At 64.5% G+C, this 15,343-nt stretch carries 12 protein-coding genes, 1 tRNA gene and 1 pseudogene; all 14 read left to right on the forward strand.

Translation table 11 applies throughout. From position 1 onward, the window contains the following. Positions 1-105: pseudogene (locus D106_RS14995) on the forward strand (elongation factor Tu); the annotation flags it as partial. A gap of 86 nt (positions 106-191) precedes the next feature. Continuing rightward, positions 192-267: transfer RNA gene (locus tag D106_RS0113945), tRNA-Trp, on the forward strand. A gap of 37 nt (positions 268-304) precedes the next feature. Beyond that, the gene (gene secE / locus D106_RS0113950) at positions 305-670 is read left to right on the forward strand and encodes a preprotein translocase subunit SecE (protein WP_017940469.1); all 366 of its coding nucleotides are present in this window, start codon (positions 305-307) and stop codon (positions 668-670) included. An 18-nt stretch (positions 671-688) separates the two neighbouring features. Continuing rightward, complete coding sequence (gene nusG, locus D106_RS0113955; RefSeq protein ID WP_017940468.1) at positions 689-1,222, forward strand: transcription termination/antitermination protein NusG; 534 nt, start codon at positions 689-691, stop codon at positions 1,220-1,222. A 67-nt stretch (positions 1,223-1,289) separates the two neighbouring features. Continuing rightward, positions 1,290-1,721, forward strand: a complete 432-nt coding sequence (gene rplK, locus D106_RS0113960; protein WP_018867954.1) for a 50S ribosomal protein L11 — start codon at positions 1,290-1,292, stop codon at positions 1,719-1,721. Position 1,722: 1 nt separating this feature from the next. Continuing rightward, positions 1,723-2,418 carry a 50S ribosomal protein L1 gene (gene rplA, locus D106_RS0113965; RefSeq protein WP_018880408.1) on the forward strand — a complete coding sequence of 232 codons (696 nt, stop codon included), beginning with the start codon at positions 1,723-1,725 and terminating at the stop codon, positions 2,416-2,418. 214 nt (positions 2,419-2,632) lie between these two features. Further along, positions 2,633-3,154: a 50S ribosomal protein L10 gene (rplJ, locus tag D106_RS0113970; RefSeq protein ID WP_018867956.1), complete on the forward strand. Its 522-nt coding sequence runs from the start codon at positions 2,633-2,635 to the stop codon at positions 3,152-3,154. Positions 3,155-3,222: 68 nt separating this feature from the next. Beyond that, the gene (gene rplL / locus D106_RS0113975; RefSeq protein ID WP_018867957.1) at positions 3,223-3,603 is read left to right on the forward strand and encodes a 50S ribosomal protein L7/L12; all 381 of its coding nucleotides are present in this window, start codon (positions 3,223-3,225) and stop codon (positions 3,601-3,603) included. A gap of 131 nt (positions 3,604-3,734) precedes the next feature. Beyond that, positions 3,735-7,814: a DNA-directed RNA polymerase subunit beta gene (gene rpoB, locus D106_RS0113980; protein ID WP_018880409.1), complete on the forward strand. Its 4,080-nt coding sequence runs from the start codon at positions 3,735-3,737 to the stop codon at positions 7,812-7,814. Positions 7,815-7,884: 70 nt separating this feature from the next. Next, a complete protein-coding gene (gene rpoC, locus D106_RS0113985) occupies positions 7,885-12,105 on the forward strand; it encodes a DNA-directed RNA polymerase subunit beta' (protein WP_018867959.1) in 4,221 nt (1,406 codons plus the stop codon). A 108-nt stretch (positions 12,106-12,213) separates the two neighbouring features. Beyond that, a complete protein-coding gene (rpsL, locus tag D106_RS0113990) occupies positions 12,214-12,591 on the forward strand; it encodes a 30S ribosomal protein S12 (protein WP_017940461.1) in 378 nt (125 codons plus the stop codon). A 26-nt stretch (positions 12,592-12,617) separates the two neighbouring features. Continuing rightward, positions 12,618-13,085 (forward strand): 30S ribosomal protein S7, encoded by a 468-nt coding sequence (gene rpsG / locus D106_RS0113995; RefSeq protein WP_018175517.1) that lies wholly within the window; start codon positions 12,618-12,620, stop codon positions 13,083-13,085. Between the two features lie 21 nt (positions 13,086-13,106). After that, positions 13,107-15,203, forward strand: a complete 2,097-nt coding sequence (gene fusA, locus D106_RS0114000) for an elongation factor G (RefSeq protein ID WP_018867960.1) — start codon at positions 13,107-13,109, stop codon at positions 15,201-15,203. Positions 15,204-15,247: 44 nt separating this feature from the next. Then, on the forward strand, positions 15,248-15,343 hold a 96-nt coding region (locus D106_RS15000), incomplete at its 3' end, for a GTP-binding protein (protein ID WP_018137563.1).

Genomic DNA, 15,343 nt, shown 5'->3' on the forward strand with positions numbered 1-15,343 from the left:
GTGTCCCTGATCAACCCGATCGCGATGGAAGACGGGCTGCGCTTTGCGATCCGCGAAGGTGGCCGCACCGTCGGCGCCGGCGTCGTCTCCAAGATCATCGAGTGATACAGTAGACAAGTTGACAGATCGACCGCGAGAGGCGGCGCCGGGTGCGTCGTCTCTCGCGTTTGTTTCTTGTCGATTCGATTTATAGGCCAGTAGCTCAATTGGCAGAGCAGCGGTCTCCAAAACCGCAGGTTGGGGGTTCGAGTCCCTCCTGGCCTGCCATCTTCCGGATGGCGGCAGCACCGGGTGATACGTATTCATGAGTGAACAATCGGAACAGACCGGCGTGCTTGATACCGTCAAGCTCGCGGTGGCCGTGGCGCTGCTGATTGCCGGCGTCATGGGCTTCTATTGGTTCCAGGACGAATCCACTCTGATTCGCGTCCTCGGGCTGCTCGCCGTTGTGGGGGTCGCCATCGGCATCGGGATGACGACCGCCAAGGGCAGCCAGCTCGCCGGCTTCATGGGCAACGCGCGCACCGAGGTGCGCAAGATGGTGTGGCCCACCCGCGTCGAGACGACCCAGACCACGCTGATCGTCATTGCTGTCGTGATCCTGGTGGGGATCTTCCTCTGGCTCCTGGACATGTTCCTGGGCTGGGGCATCAGTCGGTTCATCGGATAAGCATCAGGATTCTCGACCATGGCACTACGCTGGTACGTCGTACAGGCATTCTCGGGTTTCGAGGCGCAGGTGAAGCGGTCCCTGGAGGAGCGCATCGAGCGCTTCGGCATGCAGGATCACTTTGGCGAGATCCTCGTCCCCACCGAGGAGGTCGTCGAGATGAAGGACGGCCAGAAGCGCAAGAGCGAACGCAAGTTCTTCCCCGGCTACGTGCTGGTGCAGATGGACCTGAACGACGAGGCCTGGCACCTGGTGAAGGCCGTGCCGCGCGTGCTCGGCTTTATCGGCGGGACGGCCGATCGCCCGGCCCCGATTAGCGACAAGGAAGCCGACGCCATCCTGCAGCGCATGCAGGAAGGCGCCGAGAAGCCGCGCCCGAAGGTCCTGTTCGAGGTGGGCGAGATGGTTCGCGTGATCGATGGGCCGTTCAACGACTTCAACGGCGTGGTCGAAGAGGTCAACTACGACAAGAGCCGCCTGCTGGTGGCCGTCCAGATTTTCGGCCGCTCGACGCCCGTGGAACTGGAGTTCCACCAAGTCGAGAAAACCTGACCGACGCGCAAGCGTCGTTACCTGCTGATCGGGGAGCCGCGAGGCGTTCGCACCCGAGGGAGTTCTCATGGCAAAGAAAATCGAAGCGTATATCAAGCTTCAGGTCCCGGCCGGCAAGGCCAACCCGAGCCCGCCCGTGGGCCCCGCGCTGGGTCAGCGCGGTGTGAACATCATGGAGTTCTGCAAGGCGTTCAACGCGCAGACCCAGGAAATGGAGCCCGGTCTGCCGATCCCGGTGGTTATCACCGTGTACGCCGATCGCAGCTTCACGTTCATCACCAAGACGCCGCCGGCGGCGATCCTGCTGAAGAAGGCCGCGGGCATCCAGTCCGGGTCCGGTCAGCCGAATACCAACAAGGTGGGTACGGTCACCCGTGCCCAGCTGGAAGAGATCGCGAAGACCAAGGAACCCGACCTGACGGCGGCGGATCTGGATGCCGCGGTCCGTACCATTGCCGGTAGTGCCCGCAGTATGGGCCTCGAAGTGGAGGGTCTCTGACATGGCAAAGCTTTCCAAGCGTATGCAGGCCATCCGCGAGAAGGTCGAACCGACCCGTCTGTATCCGGTGACCGAGGCCTTTGATCTCCTGCGTGACCTGCCCAAGGCCAAGTTCCGCGAGTCGGTCGATGTCGCCGTGAACCTCGGCGTTGATCCGCGCAAGTCCGATCAGGTGGTGCGTGGTTCCACCGTGCTGCCGCACGGCAACGGCAAGACCGTTCGCGTGGCCGTGTTCACCCAGGGTGCCAACGCCGATGCGGCGAAGGAAGCCGGCGCGGACGTGGTCGGTATGGACGACCTCGCCGAACAGGTGAAGGCCGGTCAGTTGGACTTCGACGTGGTGATCGCCTCCCCGGACGCGATGCGCGTGGTCGGTCAGCTGGGCCAGATCCTCGGGCCGCGCGGCCTGATGCCGAACCCGAAGGTCGGCACCGTGACCCCCGATGTGGCCACCGCGGTGACCAACGCCAAGGGCGGGCAGGTGCGCTATCGCACCGACAAGGGCGGCATCGTGCACTGCACGATCGGCGCGGCGGATTTCGAATCCAGTGCGCTTGCCGAGAACCTGAACGCCCTGCTGGCCGATCTGGTCAAGATGAAGCCGGCGACCTCCAAGGGTCAGTACGTCAAGGGCGTGGTGGTGTCGACCACCATGGGTCCGGGCGTCAAGGTCGATCAGGGCTCGCTGAGCCTCTGAGCAACAACATTCGGTTTTTGGTCGGCTGTCGCGCAAGCGGCACGCCATCCAAGACCGCAGGCGCGGGGCCTTCGGGCCCGGCTTAATACCTCAGCCTGCGCAGATGGTGTCACCCGATTCAGGAAGTACCTGCGACGGGAGCACCGCAGTACCGGGTTCGCCCGGTTTCACGACCGCCTCCGGGTGGTCTTACTAGAGGAGAGTCAACGTGGCTTTGAATCTCGATGACAAGAAGGTGATTGTCTCGGAACTGGCTACGGTTGCTGCCTCGGCACATTCCGCGGTCGCCGCGGAATATCGGGGTCTCTCGGTAGCGCAGATGACCGACCTGCGTCGGCAGGCACGGTCCTCCGGTGTCTATCTGCGAGTGGTGAAGAACAACCTCGCCAAGCGTGCCATTGAGGGTACGGATTTCGAGTGCATGCAGCCCGAGCTGCATGGCCCGCTGATCCTGGCCTTCAGTGAAGAGGAGCCCAGCTCCGCCGCGCGCCTGGTGAAGGACTTCGCCAAGGAGAACGATCAGCTGAAGGTCCGGCTGGTGTCCTTTGGTGGGCAGCTCATGGGGGCGAACGATCTCGATCGCCTCGCGAGCCTGCCGACGCGTGAAGAGGCGCTTGCGCAGCTTCTCGCCACCATGAAGGCGCCGCTCGACAAGTTCGCCCGTACGGTGAACGAAGTCCCCGGCAAGCTGGTGCGTACCGTTGCAGCAATCCGTGACCAGAAACAGGCAGCCTGAACCCTTACCGCCTTTTTCTGCAGCAAGTACTGAATGAATTCGGGTACGACCCGTTAGGAGAGTTAGAAATGGCCGTTTCGAAAGAAGATATCCTGGAAGCCATCGGCAACATGACGGTCCTCGAGATCGTGGACCTGATCAGCGAGATGGAAGAGAAGTTCGGCGTGTCCGCCGCTGCCGCCGTCGCGGCCGCCCCGGCCGCTGCCGGTGGTGGTGAAGCCGCCGCCGCCGAAGCCAAGGACGAGTTCGACGTCGTGATGTCCAGCTTCGGCGACAACAAGGTCGGCGTGATCAAGGTCGTGCGCGGCCTGACCGGGCTGGGTCTGAAGGAAGCCAAGGAAATGGTCGAAGGCGTGCCGGCGACCGTGAAGGAAGGCGCGCCGAAGGAAGAGGCCGAGAAGATGAAGACGGAACTGGAAGAAGCGGGCGCCACCGTCGAACTGAAGTAAGAAGGCGCTTGCGCCTGTTGTTTTCGTGTACATCACGAAGCCCTGAGGCTGGCGGCCGTTTGGTCGTCAGCCTCAGCCCGTGGTGGCGCGGGTTTTGTTCCGCGTTGTTCAGCTAGCCTCCGAGGTAAGCCATGGCCCTCAGTTATACCGAAAAGAAACGTATCCGCAAGGACTTCGGGAAGCGTCCCCAGATCCTCGACGTCCCGTACCTGCTCGAGACCCAGTTGACGTCCTATCGGGATTTCCTGCAGGCGGACCAAGCGCCGGACGGGCGTGATCCCCTGGGCCTGCACGCGGCGTTTCAGTCGGTATTCCCCATCGTCAGCTATTCCGGTCATGTCCAGCTCGAGTACGTGAGCTACCGCCTGGGCGAGCCGATGTTCGACGTGAAGGAATGCCAGATCCGTGGCGTGACCTATGCGGCCCCGCTGCGTGTGCTGCTGCGCCTCGTGATCCACGACAAGGAAGCCCCGGCGGGCTCCACCGTGGTCAAGGAGGTCAAGGAGCAGGAGGTCTACATGGGCGAGATGCCGCTCATGACGGAGAACGGCACCTTCGTCATCAATGGCACCGAACGCGTGATCGTGTCGCAGCTGCACCGCTCCCCCGGTGTGTTCTTCGACAGCGACAAGGGCAAGACGCAGGGCAGCGCGCAGAAGCTGCTCTATAACGCCCGCATCATTCCGTACCGCGGTTCCTGGCTGGACTTCGAGTTCGACGCCAAGGACGGGGTATACGTGCGCATCGACCGTCGCCGCAAGCTGCCGGCGTCGATCCTGCTGCGCGCACTGGGCATGGATACCGAAGAGATCCTGGCCACCTTTTTCGAATTCAACCAGCTCACCCTCGACGAGGATGGTGGCGAGCTGGACCTGATCCCCGAGCGCATGCGCGGCGAGACCGCCGTGGTGGATATCACCGACGGTGACAAGGTCATCGTCGAGGCGGGTCGCCGCATCACCCCCCGTCACATCCGGGAGATCGAGAAGGCCGGCATCAGCACCCTGCGGGTGCCGGACGAATACCTGCTGGGTCGTGTGCTGGCCAAGGGCGTGGTGGTTGAGTCCACCGGCGAACTGATCGCCGGCGCCAACGACGCCCTGACCCAGGAACTGCTGGACAAGCTGCGCGCCGAGGGTGTGAAGACCCTGCAGACGATCTACACCAACGACTACGACCATGGTCCGTACATGTCGGACACCCTGCGTCTGGACCCGACCAAGACGCAGCTGGAGGCGCAGGTCGAGATCTACCGCGTGATGCGCCCGGGCGAGCCGCCGACCAAGGACGCCGCGGAGAACCTGTTCTCCAACCTGTTCTTCTCCGAGGATCGCTACGACCTCTCCTCCGTGGGCCGCATGAAGTTCAACCGTCGCGTGGGTCGCGAGACCGACGAGGGCGAGGGCGTGCTGTCGCCGGAGGACATCCTGGATGTGCTGAAGGTCCTGATCGACCTGCGCAACGGCAACGGCCGCACCGACGACATCGACCACCTGGGCAACCGCCGTATCCGCAGCGTGGGCGAGATGGCCGAGAACCAGTTCCGTCTGGGCCTGGTGCGGGTTGAGCGCGCGGTCAAGGAGCGTCTGACCGTCGCCGAGAGCGAGGGCCTGATGCCGCAGGAGCTGATCAACGCCAAGCCGGTGGCGGCCGCGGTCAAGGAGTTCTTCGGGTCCAGCCAGCTGTCGCAGTTCATGGACCAGAACAACCCGCTGTCCGAGGTCACCCACAAGCGCCGCATCTCCGCGCTGGGCCCGGGCGGCCTGACCCGCGAGCGTGCCGGCTTCGAGGTGCGCGACGTGCATCCGACGCACTACGGTCGCGTCTGCCCGATCGAGACCCCGGAAGGCCCGAACATCGGCCTGATCAATTCGCTGGCGGTGTACGCCCGCACCAACCGCTACGGCTTCCTGGAGACGCCGTACCGCAAGGTCGAGGACGGCAAGGTCACCGAGGAGATCGTTTACCTCTCCGCGATCGAGGAGAGCCAGTACGTGATCGCCCAGGCGAACGCGGCCATGGACGACGAAGGCCGTCTGAGCGACGACCTCGTCTCCTGCCGCCACCAGGAAGAGTTCACGATCTCGACTCCGGACAAGATCCAGTACATGGATATCTCGCCGAAGCAGATCGTGTCGGTGGCGGCCGCGCTGCTGCCGTTCCTGGAGCACGATGACGCGAACCGCGCCCTGATGGGTGCGAACATGCAGCGTCAGGCCGTGCCGTGCCTGCGTGCCGACAAGCCGCTGGTGGGCACCGGCATCGAGCGCGCCGTCGCCATCGACTCCGGCTCCGCGATCGTCGCCAAGCGCGGCGGGACTGTGGACTCGGTCGATGCCGGTCGCGTGGTGGTCCGGGTCAACGACGACGAGACCGTCGCCGGCGAGCCGGGCGTGGACATCTACAACCTGACCAAGTACTCGCGTTCCAACCAGAACACCTCCATCAACCAGCGGCCGCTGGTCGCGGTGGGCGACGAGATCGCCCGGGGCGACGCGATCGCGGACGGCTCCTCCACCGACATGGGCGAGCTGGCGCTGGGCCAGAACATGATGGTCGCGTTCATGCCGTGGAACGGCTACAACTTCGAGGACTCGATCCTGATCTCGGAGCGCGTGGTGCAGGAGGACCGCTACACCACCATCCATATCGAGGAGCTCAACTGTGTCGCCCGCGACACCAAGCTGGGCCAGGAAGAGATCACCGCGGATATCCCGAACGTCTCCGAGTCCCTGCTGAACAAGCTGGACGAGTCCGGCGTCGTGTATGTCGGCGCCGAGGTGAATCCGGGTGACATCCTGGTGGGCAAGGTCACGCCGAAGGGCGAGACCCAGCTGACGCCGGAAGAGAAGCTCCTGAGGGCGATCTTCGGCGAGAAGGCCTCCGACGTGAAGGACACCTCCCTGCGTGTGCCGTCCGGCATCGAGGGTACGGTGATCGACGTGCGCGTGTTCACCCGCGACGGTGTGGAGAAGGACGCCCGCGCCAAGTCGATCGAGGCCGACGATCTCGCCGCCGTGCAGAAGGACCTGAAGGACCAGCTGCGCATCTACGAGGACGATATCTACGCCCGCGTGGAGAAGCTGCTGGTCAACAAGACCGCCGCCGGCGGGCCGGACGGCCTGGGTGACGGCTCCAAGGTCACCAAGAAGTACCTGCAGGGCCTGTCCCGCGACAAGTGGTTCGAGGTGCGGCTGAAGGACGACGCGGTCAACTCCCAGCTGGAGGACCTTGGTCGTCAGATCCAGGACCAGCACGAGGCGTTCGAGAAGAAGTTCGAGCACCAGAAGGCCAAGCTGGCCGCGGGCGACGACCTGCCGCCGGGCGTGCAGAAGATGGTCAAGGTGTACGTGGCCGTGAAGCGTCGCCTGCAGCCGGGCGACAAGATGGCCGGTCGCCACGGCAACAAGGGCGTGATCTCGATGATCGTGCCGGAAGAGGACATGCCGTTCCTCGAGGACGGGACCCCGGTCGACGTGGTGCTGAACCCGCTGGGCGTGCCCTCGCGCATGAACGTCGGGCAGGTGCTGGAGGTTCACCTCGGGTGGGCCGCCAAGGGCCTGGGCGACAAGATCAACCGCATGCTCGAGGCGCAGGCCGAGATCGCGAAGCTGCGCGAGTTCCTCGACAAGATCTACAACCACCGCGAGCGCAAGGTGGACCTCGACTCCATGTCGGATGCCGAGATCATCACCCTGTGCAAGAACCTGCGCGGTGGCGTGCCGATGGCGACGCCGGTATTCGACGGTGCCGAAGAGGCCGAGATCAAGGAGATGCTGCGGCTGGCGGACCTGCCCGAGACCGGGCAGGCCCAGCTCTACGATGGCCGCACCGGCGACGAATTCGATCGCCCGGTTACCGTGGGCTACATGCACATGCTGAAGCTGAACCACCTGGTGGACGACAAGATGCATGCGCGTTCCACCGGCCCGTACTCGCTGGTCACCCAGCAGCCGCTGGGCGGCAAGGCGCAGTTCGGCGGTCAGCGCTTCGGCGAAATGGAGGTCTGGGCACTGGAGGCCTACGGCGCCGCCTACACCCTGCAGGAGATGCTGACGGTGAAGGCGGACGACGTGCAGGGCCGTAACAAGATGTACAAGAACATCGTTGACGGTGAGCACCACATGGAGGCCAACGTCCCCGAGTCGTTCAACGTGCTCATGAAGGAGATCAAGGCGCTCGGCATCAATATCGAGCTCGAGCAGGACTGATCTTCTCCGATCCGATTGTGATCCGACGGGGCGTGCGCGCCCCTCGAAACCAAGTTTGTGAGGCAAGCGAATGAAAGACCTCCTGAATCTGTTCAAGCAGCAGACCCAGCCGGAAGAGTTCGATGCGATCCGCATCGGACTGGCGTCCTCGGACCAGATCCGTTCCTGGTCCTTTGGCGAGGTGAAGAAGCCGGAGACCATCAACTACCGGACCTTCAAGCCGGAGCGTGACGGCCTGTTCTGCGCGAAGATCTTCGGGCCGGTGAAGGACTACGAGTGCCTGTGCGGCAAGTACAAGCGCCTGAAGCATCGCGGCGTGGTCTGCGAGAAGTGCGGCGTCGAGGTCACCCAGACCAAGGTGCGCCGCGAGCGCATGGGGCATATCGACCTGGCCTCGCCGGTCGCCCACATCTGGTACCTCAAGAGCCTACCGTCCCGCATCGGCCTGCTGCTGGACATGACCCTGAAGGACATCGAGAAGGTGCTCTACTTCGAGTCCTTCATCGTGACCGATCCGGGCTTCACCACGCTCGAGAAGCGCCAGCTCCTGACCGACGAGGAATACCTCGAGGCAATGGAAGAGCACGGCGACGACTTCACCGCGCTGATGGGCGCCGAGGCCGTGCTGAGCCTGCTGAAGGAGATGGATCTGCCGGCCGAGGCTGCCAAGCTGCGCCAGGAGCTGGCCGAGACCGGCTCCGAGACCAAGATCAAGCGTCTGGGCAAGCGGCTCAAGCTGGTCGAGTCCTTCCTCGAGTCCGGCAACAAGCCGGAGTGGATGATCATGAAGGTCCTGCCGGTGCTGCCGCCGGACCTGCGCCCGCTGGTGCCGCTGGACGGTGGCCGCTTCGCGACCTCCGACCTGAACGACCTGTACCGCCGGGTGATCAACCGGAACAACCGGCTGCGCCGCCTGCTGGAGCTGAACGCCCCGGACATCATCGTGCGCAACGAAAAGCGCATGCTGCAGGAGTCCGTGGATGCGCTGCTGGACAACGGGCGTCGCGGTCGTGCGATCACCGGCACCAACAAGCGCCCGCTGAAGTCCCTGGCCGACATGATCAAGGGCAAGCAGGGCCGCTTCCGCCAGAACCTGCTGGGCAAGCGCGTCGACTACTCCGGTCGTTCCGTGATCGTGGTCGGTCCGACTCTGCGCCTGCACCAGTGCGGCCTGCCCAAGCGCATGGCGCTGGAACTGTTCAAGCCGTTCATCTTCGGCAAGCTGCAGCGCCGTGGCCTGGCCACGACCATCAAGGCCGCCAAGAAGGCCGTGGAGAAGGAAGGCCCCGAGGTCTGGGACATCCTCGAAGAGGTGATCCGCGAGCACCCGGTGATGCTGAACCGTGCCCCGACCCTGCACCGCCTGGGCATCCAGGCCTTCGAACCGGTGCTGATCGAGGGCAAGGCGATCCAGCTGCATCCGCTGGTCTGTGCCGCGTTCAACGCCGACTTCGACGGTGACCAGATGGCCGTGCACGTGCCGCTGTCGCTGGAGGCCCAGCTGGAGGCGCGCACGCTGATGCTGTCCTCCAACAACGTGCTGTCGCCGGCCAACGGCGAGCCGATCATCGTGCCGTCGCAGGATATCGTGCTGGGTCTGTACTACCTGTCGCGCGAGAAGGTCAACGCCAAGGGCGAAGGGATGACCTTCTCCGACGTGGACGAGGTGCACCGCGCCTACGAGCACAAGCAGGTGGACCTGCATGCGCGCATCACCGTGCGCATCGCGGACACCATGGCCGACGTCGCCGAGGGCGAAGCGCTGCCGTCCATGCGCGTGGAGACCACGGTCGGTCGCGCGATCCTGTCGCGCATCATGCCCAAGGGCCTGCCGTTCGAGCTGATCGACCGCGAGCTGAACAAGAAGGCGATCTCCGGGCTGATCAACTCCTGCTACCGCCGCCTGGGCCTGAAGGACACGGTCGTGTTCGCGGACCAGCTGATGTACGCGGGCTTTTACTACTCCACCCGTGCCGGCGTGTCTTTCTGCGCAGACGACATGGTGATCCCGGACGAGAAGCACCCGATCCTGCAGGGCGCCGAGGACCAGGTGAAGGAGATCGAGGATCAGTACGCCTCTGGTCTCGTCACCAAGGGCGAGCGCTACAACAAGGTCGTGGATATCTGGTCGCACTGCAATGACCAGGTCGCCAAGGCCATGATGGAACGCCTCGGCAAGGAGCAGGTCACCAACAAGGACGGCGAAACGGTCGAGCAGAACTCGTTCAACTCGATCTTCATGATGGCCGATTCCGGCGCGCGTGGTTCCGCCGCGCAGATCCGACAGCTGGCCGGCATGCGCGGCCTGATGGCCAAGCCGGACGGCTCCATCATCGAGACGCCGATCACCGCGAACTTCCGCGAGGGTCTGAACGTCCTGCAGTACTTCATCTCGACCCACGGGGCGCGCAAGGGCCTGGCCGATACCGCGCTGAAGACCGCGAACTCGGGTTACCTGACCCGTCGCCTGGTGGATGTCTCCCAGGACGTTGTGGTGACCGAGCCGGATTGCGGCACCGAGCAGGGCCTGTTGATGAAGCCGATCATCGAGGGTGGCGACGTCGTGGAGCCGCTGCGCGATCGCGTGCTGGGGCGTACCACCGCGGTGGACGTGCTCCGCCCGGGCACCGACGAGGTGCTGGTGCCCGCGGGCACCCTGCTGGACGAGGCCATGGTGGACACCCTGGACGGCGCGTCGGTGGACGAGGTGCTGGTGCGTTCGGCGATCACCTGCGAGACCCGCCAGGGCATCTGCGCCAAGTGCTACGGGCGTGATCTGGCCCGTGGCCACGAGGTCAACGCCGGGGAGGCCGTGGGCGTCATCGCCGCGCAGTCGATAGGCGAGCCGGGTACCCAGCTGACCATGCGTACCTTCCACATCGGCGGGGCCGCGAGCCGCGCGGTGACGGTCAGCGCGATCCAGGTGAAGAACTCCGGGGCCGCGCGTCTGCACAACCTGAAGACGGTCACCAACAAGGCCGGCAACCTGGTCGCGGTGTCGCGTTCCGGCGAGCTGGGCGTGATCGACGACCAGGGTCGCGAGCGCGAGCGTTACAAGATCCCGTACGGCGCGACCATCACGGTCCACGACGGGGACACCGTCGAGGCCGGCCAGGAGGTCGCGACCTGGGATCCGCATACCCATCCGATCGTCACCGAGGTGGCCGGTAACATCCGTCTGGCGGATTTCGTCGAGAACGTCACCGTCACCAAGGAGACCGACGAGTTCACCGGGCTGTCGTCCAACGTGGTGCTGGATCCGAAGAGCCGCTCGTCGGCCGGAAAGGACCTGCGCCCGACGGTCAAGCTGCTCGACGACGACGGCAACGAGGTGTACATCCCGGGCACCGACATGCCCGCGCAGTACATGCTGCCGGCCAACGCGATCTTCAACCTGGAGGACAACGCCCGGGTCGAGGTCGGTGACGTCATCGCGCGCCTGCCGCAGGAGTCCTCCAAGACCCGTGATATCACCGGGGGTCTGCCCCGCGTGGCCGACCTGTTCGAGGCACGCCGTCCGAAGGAGCCGGCGGTGCTGGCGGAGATCTCGGGTACCGTGTCGTTCGGCAAGGAGACCAAGGGCAAGCAGCGCCTGGTGATCACCCCGGACAAGGGCGACCCGGTCGAGATGCTGATCCCGAAGCTGCGGACCGTGAACGTCTTCGAGGGCGAGCGCGTGGAGCGTGGCGAGGTCGTAGTCGATGGCGAGCTGGACCCGCACGACATCCTGCGTCTGCGGGGTGTCACCACCCTGGCCGAGTACCAGGTGCAGGAGATCCAGGACGTCTACCGCCTGCAGGGCGTGAAGATCAACGACAAGCACATCGAGGTGATCGTCCGCCAGATGATGCGCAAGGTGAACATCGTGGACGCCGGCGATACCAAGTTCCTCGCCGGGGACCAGGTCGATCGCGTGCGTGTCCTCGAGGAGAACGAACAACTGGGTGCGGATCAGCAGCCGGCGACCTACGAGCGCGTGCTGCTCGGGATCACCAAGGCCTCGCTGGTCACCGAGTCGTTCATCTCCGCGGCCTCCTTCCAGGAGACCACCCGCGTGCTGACCGAGGCGTCCACCCGTGGCGCCCGCGACGACCTGCGCGGTCTGAAGGAGAACGTGATTGTCGGGCGCCTGATCCCCGCCGGGACGGGCCTCGCCTACCACAAGGAGCGCCGTCGCAAGCGCGCGCTGGAAATGCCCGAGTTCGAGGCGGTCGAGGAGACCCAGGCGGCCACCGCCGAGTCCGAGCCCGCCACCACCGATCCGGGTACCGCGGAAGACGGGTCCGAGTGACCCGTCCCATCTTGACACTCACGGGGGCGGCGATTAGAATTCCGCTCCCTCGACAGGCCGGTCTCGGCGCCGGCCTGTCGTTATTTTTAGGCTAGGAGAAAGGGTTTCATGGCCACGATCAACCAGTTGGTACGCAAGCCCCGCAAGCGCCCCGTCGAAAAGAGCGATGTGCCGGCGCTGCAGGGTTCCCCGCAGAAGCGCGGGGTCTGCACCCGTGTCTACACGACCACCCCGAAAAAGCCGAACTCGGCGCTGCGCAAGGTTGCGCGCGTGCGGCTGACCAATGGCTACGAAGTCAGTAGCTACATCGGTGGGGAAGGCCACAACCTGCAGGAGCACTCGGTGGTCCTGATCCGGGGCGGCCGCGTGAAGGACCTCCCGGGTGTGCGCTACCACACGGTGCGCGGCAGCCTGGATACCCAGGGCGTGCAGAAGCGTGCCCAGGGCCGGTCCAAGTACGGCACCAAGCGTCCCAAGAAATCCTAACCGAGATCCAGTCCGGGAACTGAAACATGTCTAGAAGAGCAGCTGCCCCCAAGCGTCACATCCTCCCCGACCCGAAGTTCGGAAGCGAGCGCCTGGCCAAGTTCATCAACACGGTCATGCGTGACGGCAAGAAGTCCGTCGCCGAGCAGGTCGTGTACGGCGCCCTGGACCAGATCGAGTCCAAGCAGGGCGACGGGATGGGTGCGCTGGAGCGTGCCCTGGACAACATCCGTCCGCGCGTCGAGGTCAAGTCGCGCCGCGTCGGTGGTGCGACCTATCAGGTTCCGGTGGAAGTCCGCTCGGTGCGTCAGGACGCGCTGGCGATGCGCTGGGTGGTCGAGGCCGCCCGCAAGCGTGGCGAACGGACCATGGCCCTGAAGCTGGCTGGCGAACTGATGGACGCCGCCGACAGCAAGGGCTCGGCCGTGAAGAAGCGCGAAGACACTCACCGCATGGCGGAAGCGAACAAGGCGTTCGCCCATTTCCGCTGGTAAATCTGTTTAGAGAGGCTCACCGTGGCACGCAAGACCCCACTTAAGCGCTACCGGAACATCGGGATCAGCGCGCACATCGACGCCGGCAAGACGACGACGACCGAACGCATCCTGTTCTACACCGGTCTGTCGCACAAGATCGGCGAGGTGCATGACGGTGCAGCCGTGATGGACTGGATGGAGCAGGAGCAGGAGCGCGGGATCACCATCACCTCCGCGGCGACCACCAGCTTCTGGTCCGGCATGGCCAAGCAGTTCGACGAGCACCGGGTGAATATCATCGATACCCCCGGGCACGTGGACTTCACCATCGAGGTCGAGCGCTCCATGCGTGTGCTCGACGGCGCGGTCATGGTGTATTGCGCGGTCGGTGGTGTGCAGCCGCAGTCCGAGACCGTGTGGCGCCAGGCGACCAAGTACGCCGTGCCGCGTATGGCGTTCGTCAACAAGATGGACCGCGCCGGCGCCGACTTCCTGCGCGTCTATGAACAGATGAAGGAGCGCCTGCAGGCGAACCCGGTCCCGATCCAGCTGCCGATCGGCGCGGAGGACCAGTTCAAGGGCGTGATCGACCTGGTGAAGATGCAGGCCATCTACTGGGACGAGGACAACTTCGGGATCTCCTTCGAGTACAAGGATATTCCGGACGAGCTGAAGGCCGACGCCGAGAAGTGGCGCGAGAACATGCTCGAGGCGGCCGCCGAGGCCAACGAAGAGCTGATGGACAAGTACCTCAACGAGGGCACCCTCAGCGAGGAAGAGATCAAGTCTGCGCTGCGCCACCGCACCATCGAGCTCGAGATCGTGCCGATGCTGTGCGGCTCCGCGTTCAAGAACAAGGGTGTGCAGGCGATGCTCGACGCGGTCGTCGAGTACCTGCCGTCGCCGGAAGAGGTCAAGGCCATCAAGGGCGTCAAGGCCGGCACCGAGGAGCCGGTCGAGAAGCACGCCTCCGATGACGAGCCGTTCGCCGCGCTGGCGTTCAAGATCATGACCGACCCCTACGTCGGCTCGCTGACCTTCGTGCGCGTCTACTCTGGCGTGCTGTCGGCCGGCGACTCGGTCCTGAACACGCAGAACAATCGACGCGAGCGCATCGGCCGCATCCTGCAGATGCACTCGAACTCCCGCGAGGAGATCAAGGAGCTGCGCGCGGGTGACATCGGCGCCGTGGTCGGTTTGAAGGACCTGTACACCGGGACCACGCTGTGCGACCCGAACGACCCGGTCGAACTGGAGCGCATGGAGTTCCCGGATCCGGTGATCTCCATCGCGGTCGAGCCGAAAACCAAGACCGACCAGGAAAAGATGGGTATCGCGCTGAACAAGCTGGCGCAGGAAGATCCGTCGTTCCGCGTGCGGACCGACGAGGAATCCGGGCAGACCATCATCTCCGGCATGGGCGAGCTGCACCTGGAGGTGCTGGTCGACCGCATGAAGCGGGAATTCAAGGTCGAGGCGAACGTGGGTCAGCCCCAGGTGGCCTACCGCGAGACCATCCGCAAGACGGTCGAACAGGAAGGCAAGTTCGTGCGCCAGTCCGGTGGTCGCGGACAGTACGGTCACGTCTGGATCCGCATCGAGCCGCTGGAGCCGGGCGAAGGCTACAAGTTCGAGAACGCCATCGTGGGTGGTGTGGTGCCGAAGGATTACATCCCGGCCGTCTCCAAGGGCATCGAAGAACAGATGGCCAACGGTGTGCTCGCCGGGTATCCGGTCGAGGACGTCAAGGTCACCCTGTTCGACGGTTCCTACCATGACGTCGACTCCAACGAGATGGCGTTCAAGGTGGCCGGTTCGATGGCCTTCAAGGAAGGCGCCCTGAAGGCGGGTGCTGTGCTGCTCGAGCCGATGATGAAGGTCGAGGTCGAGACGCCCGAGGAGTACATGGGCGACGTGATGGGCGACCTTAATCGCCGCAGGGGTCTGGTGAAGGGCATGGAAGACGTGGCCGGCCAGAAGCTGCTGAAGGCCGAGGTGCCGCTGTCCGAGATGTTCGGCTACTCGACCCAGCTGCGCTCGATGAGCCAGGGCCGCGCGACCTACTCGATGGAATTCGAGAAGTACGCCGAGGCCCCCGCCCAGATCGCCGAGGCGGTTGCCGCCAAGGCGTCCTGATACCGAATTCGCGTTATTTGAAAGAACTGCAAGAGGTTTGAGCTGTGTCCAAGGAAAAGTTCGAGCGTAAGAAGCCGCATGTGAATGTGGGGACGATTGGTCATGTGGACCATGGGAAAACGACGCTGACGGCGGCGATG

Origin of the sequence: Thioalkalivibrio sp. ALE9 (assembly GCF_000377445.1) — a bacterium.
GTDB lineage: Bacteria > Pseudomonadota > Gammaproteobacteria > Ectothiorhodospirales > Ectothiorhodospiraceae > Thioalkalivibrio.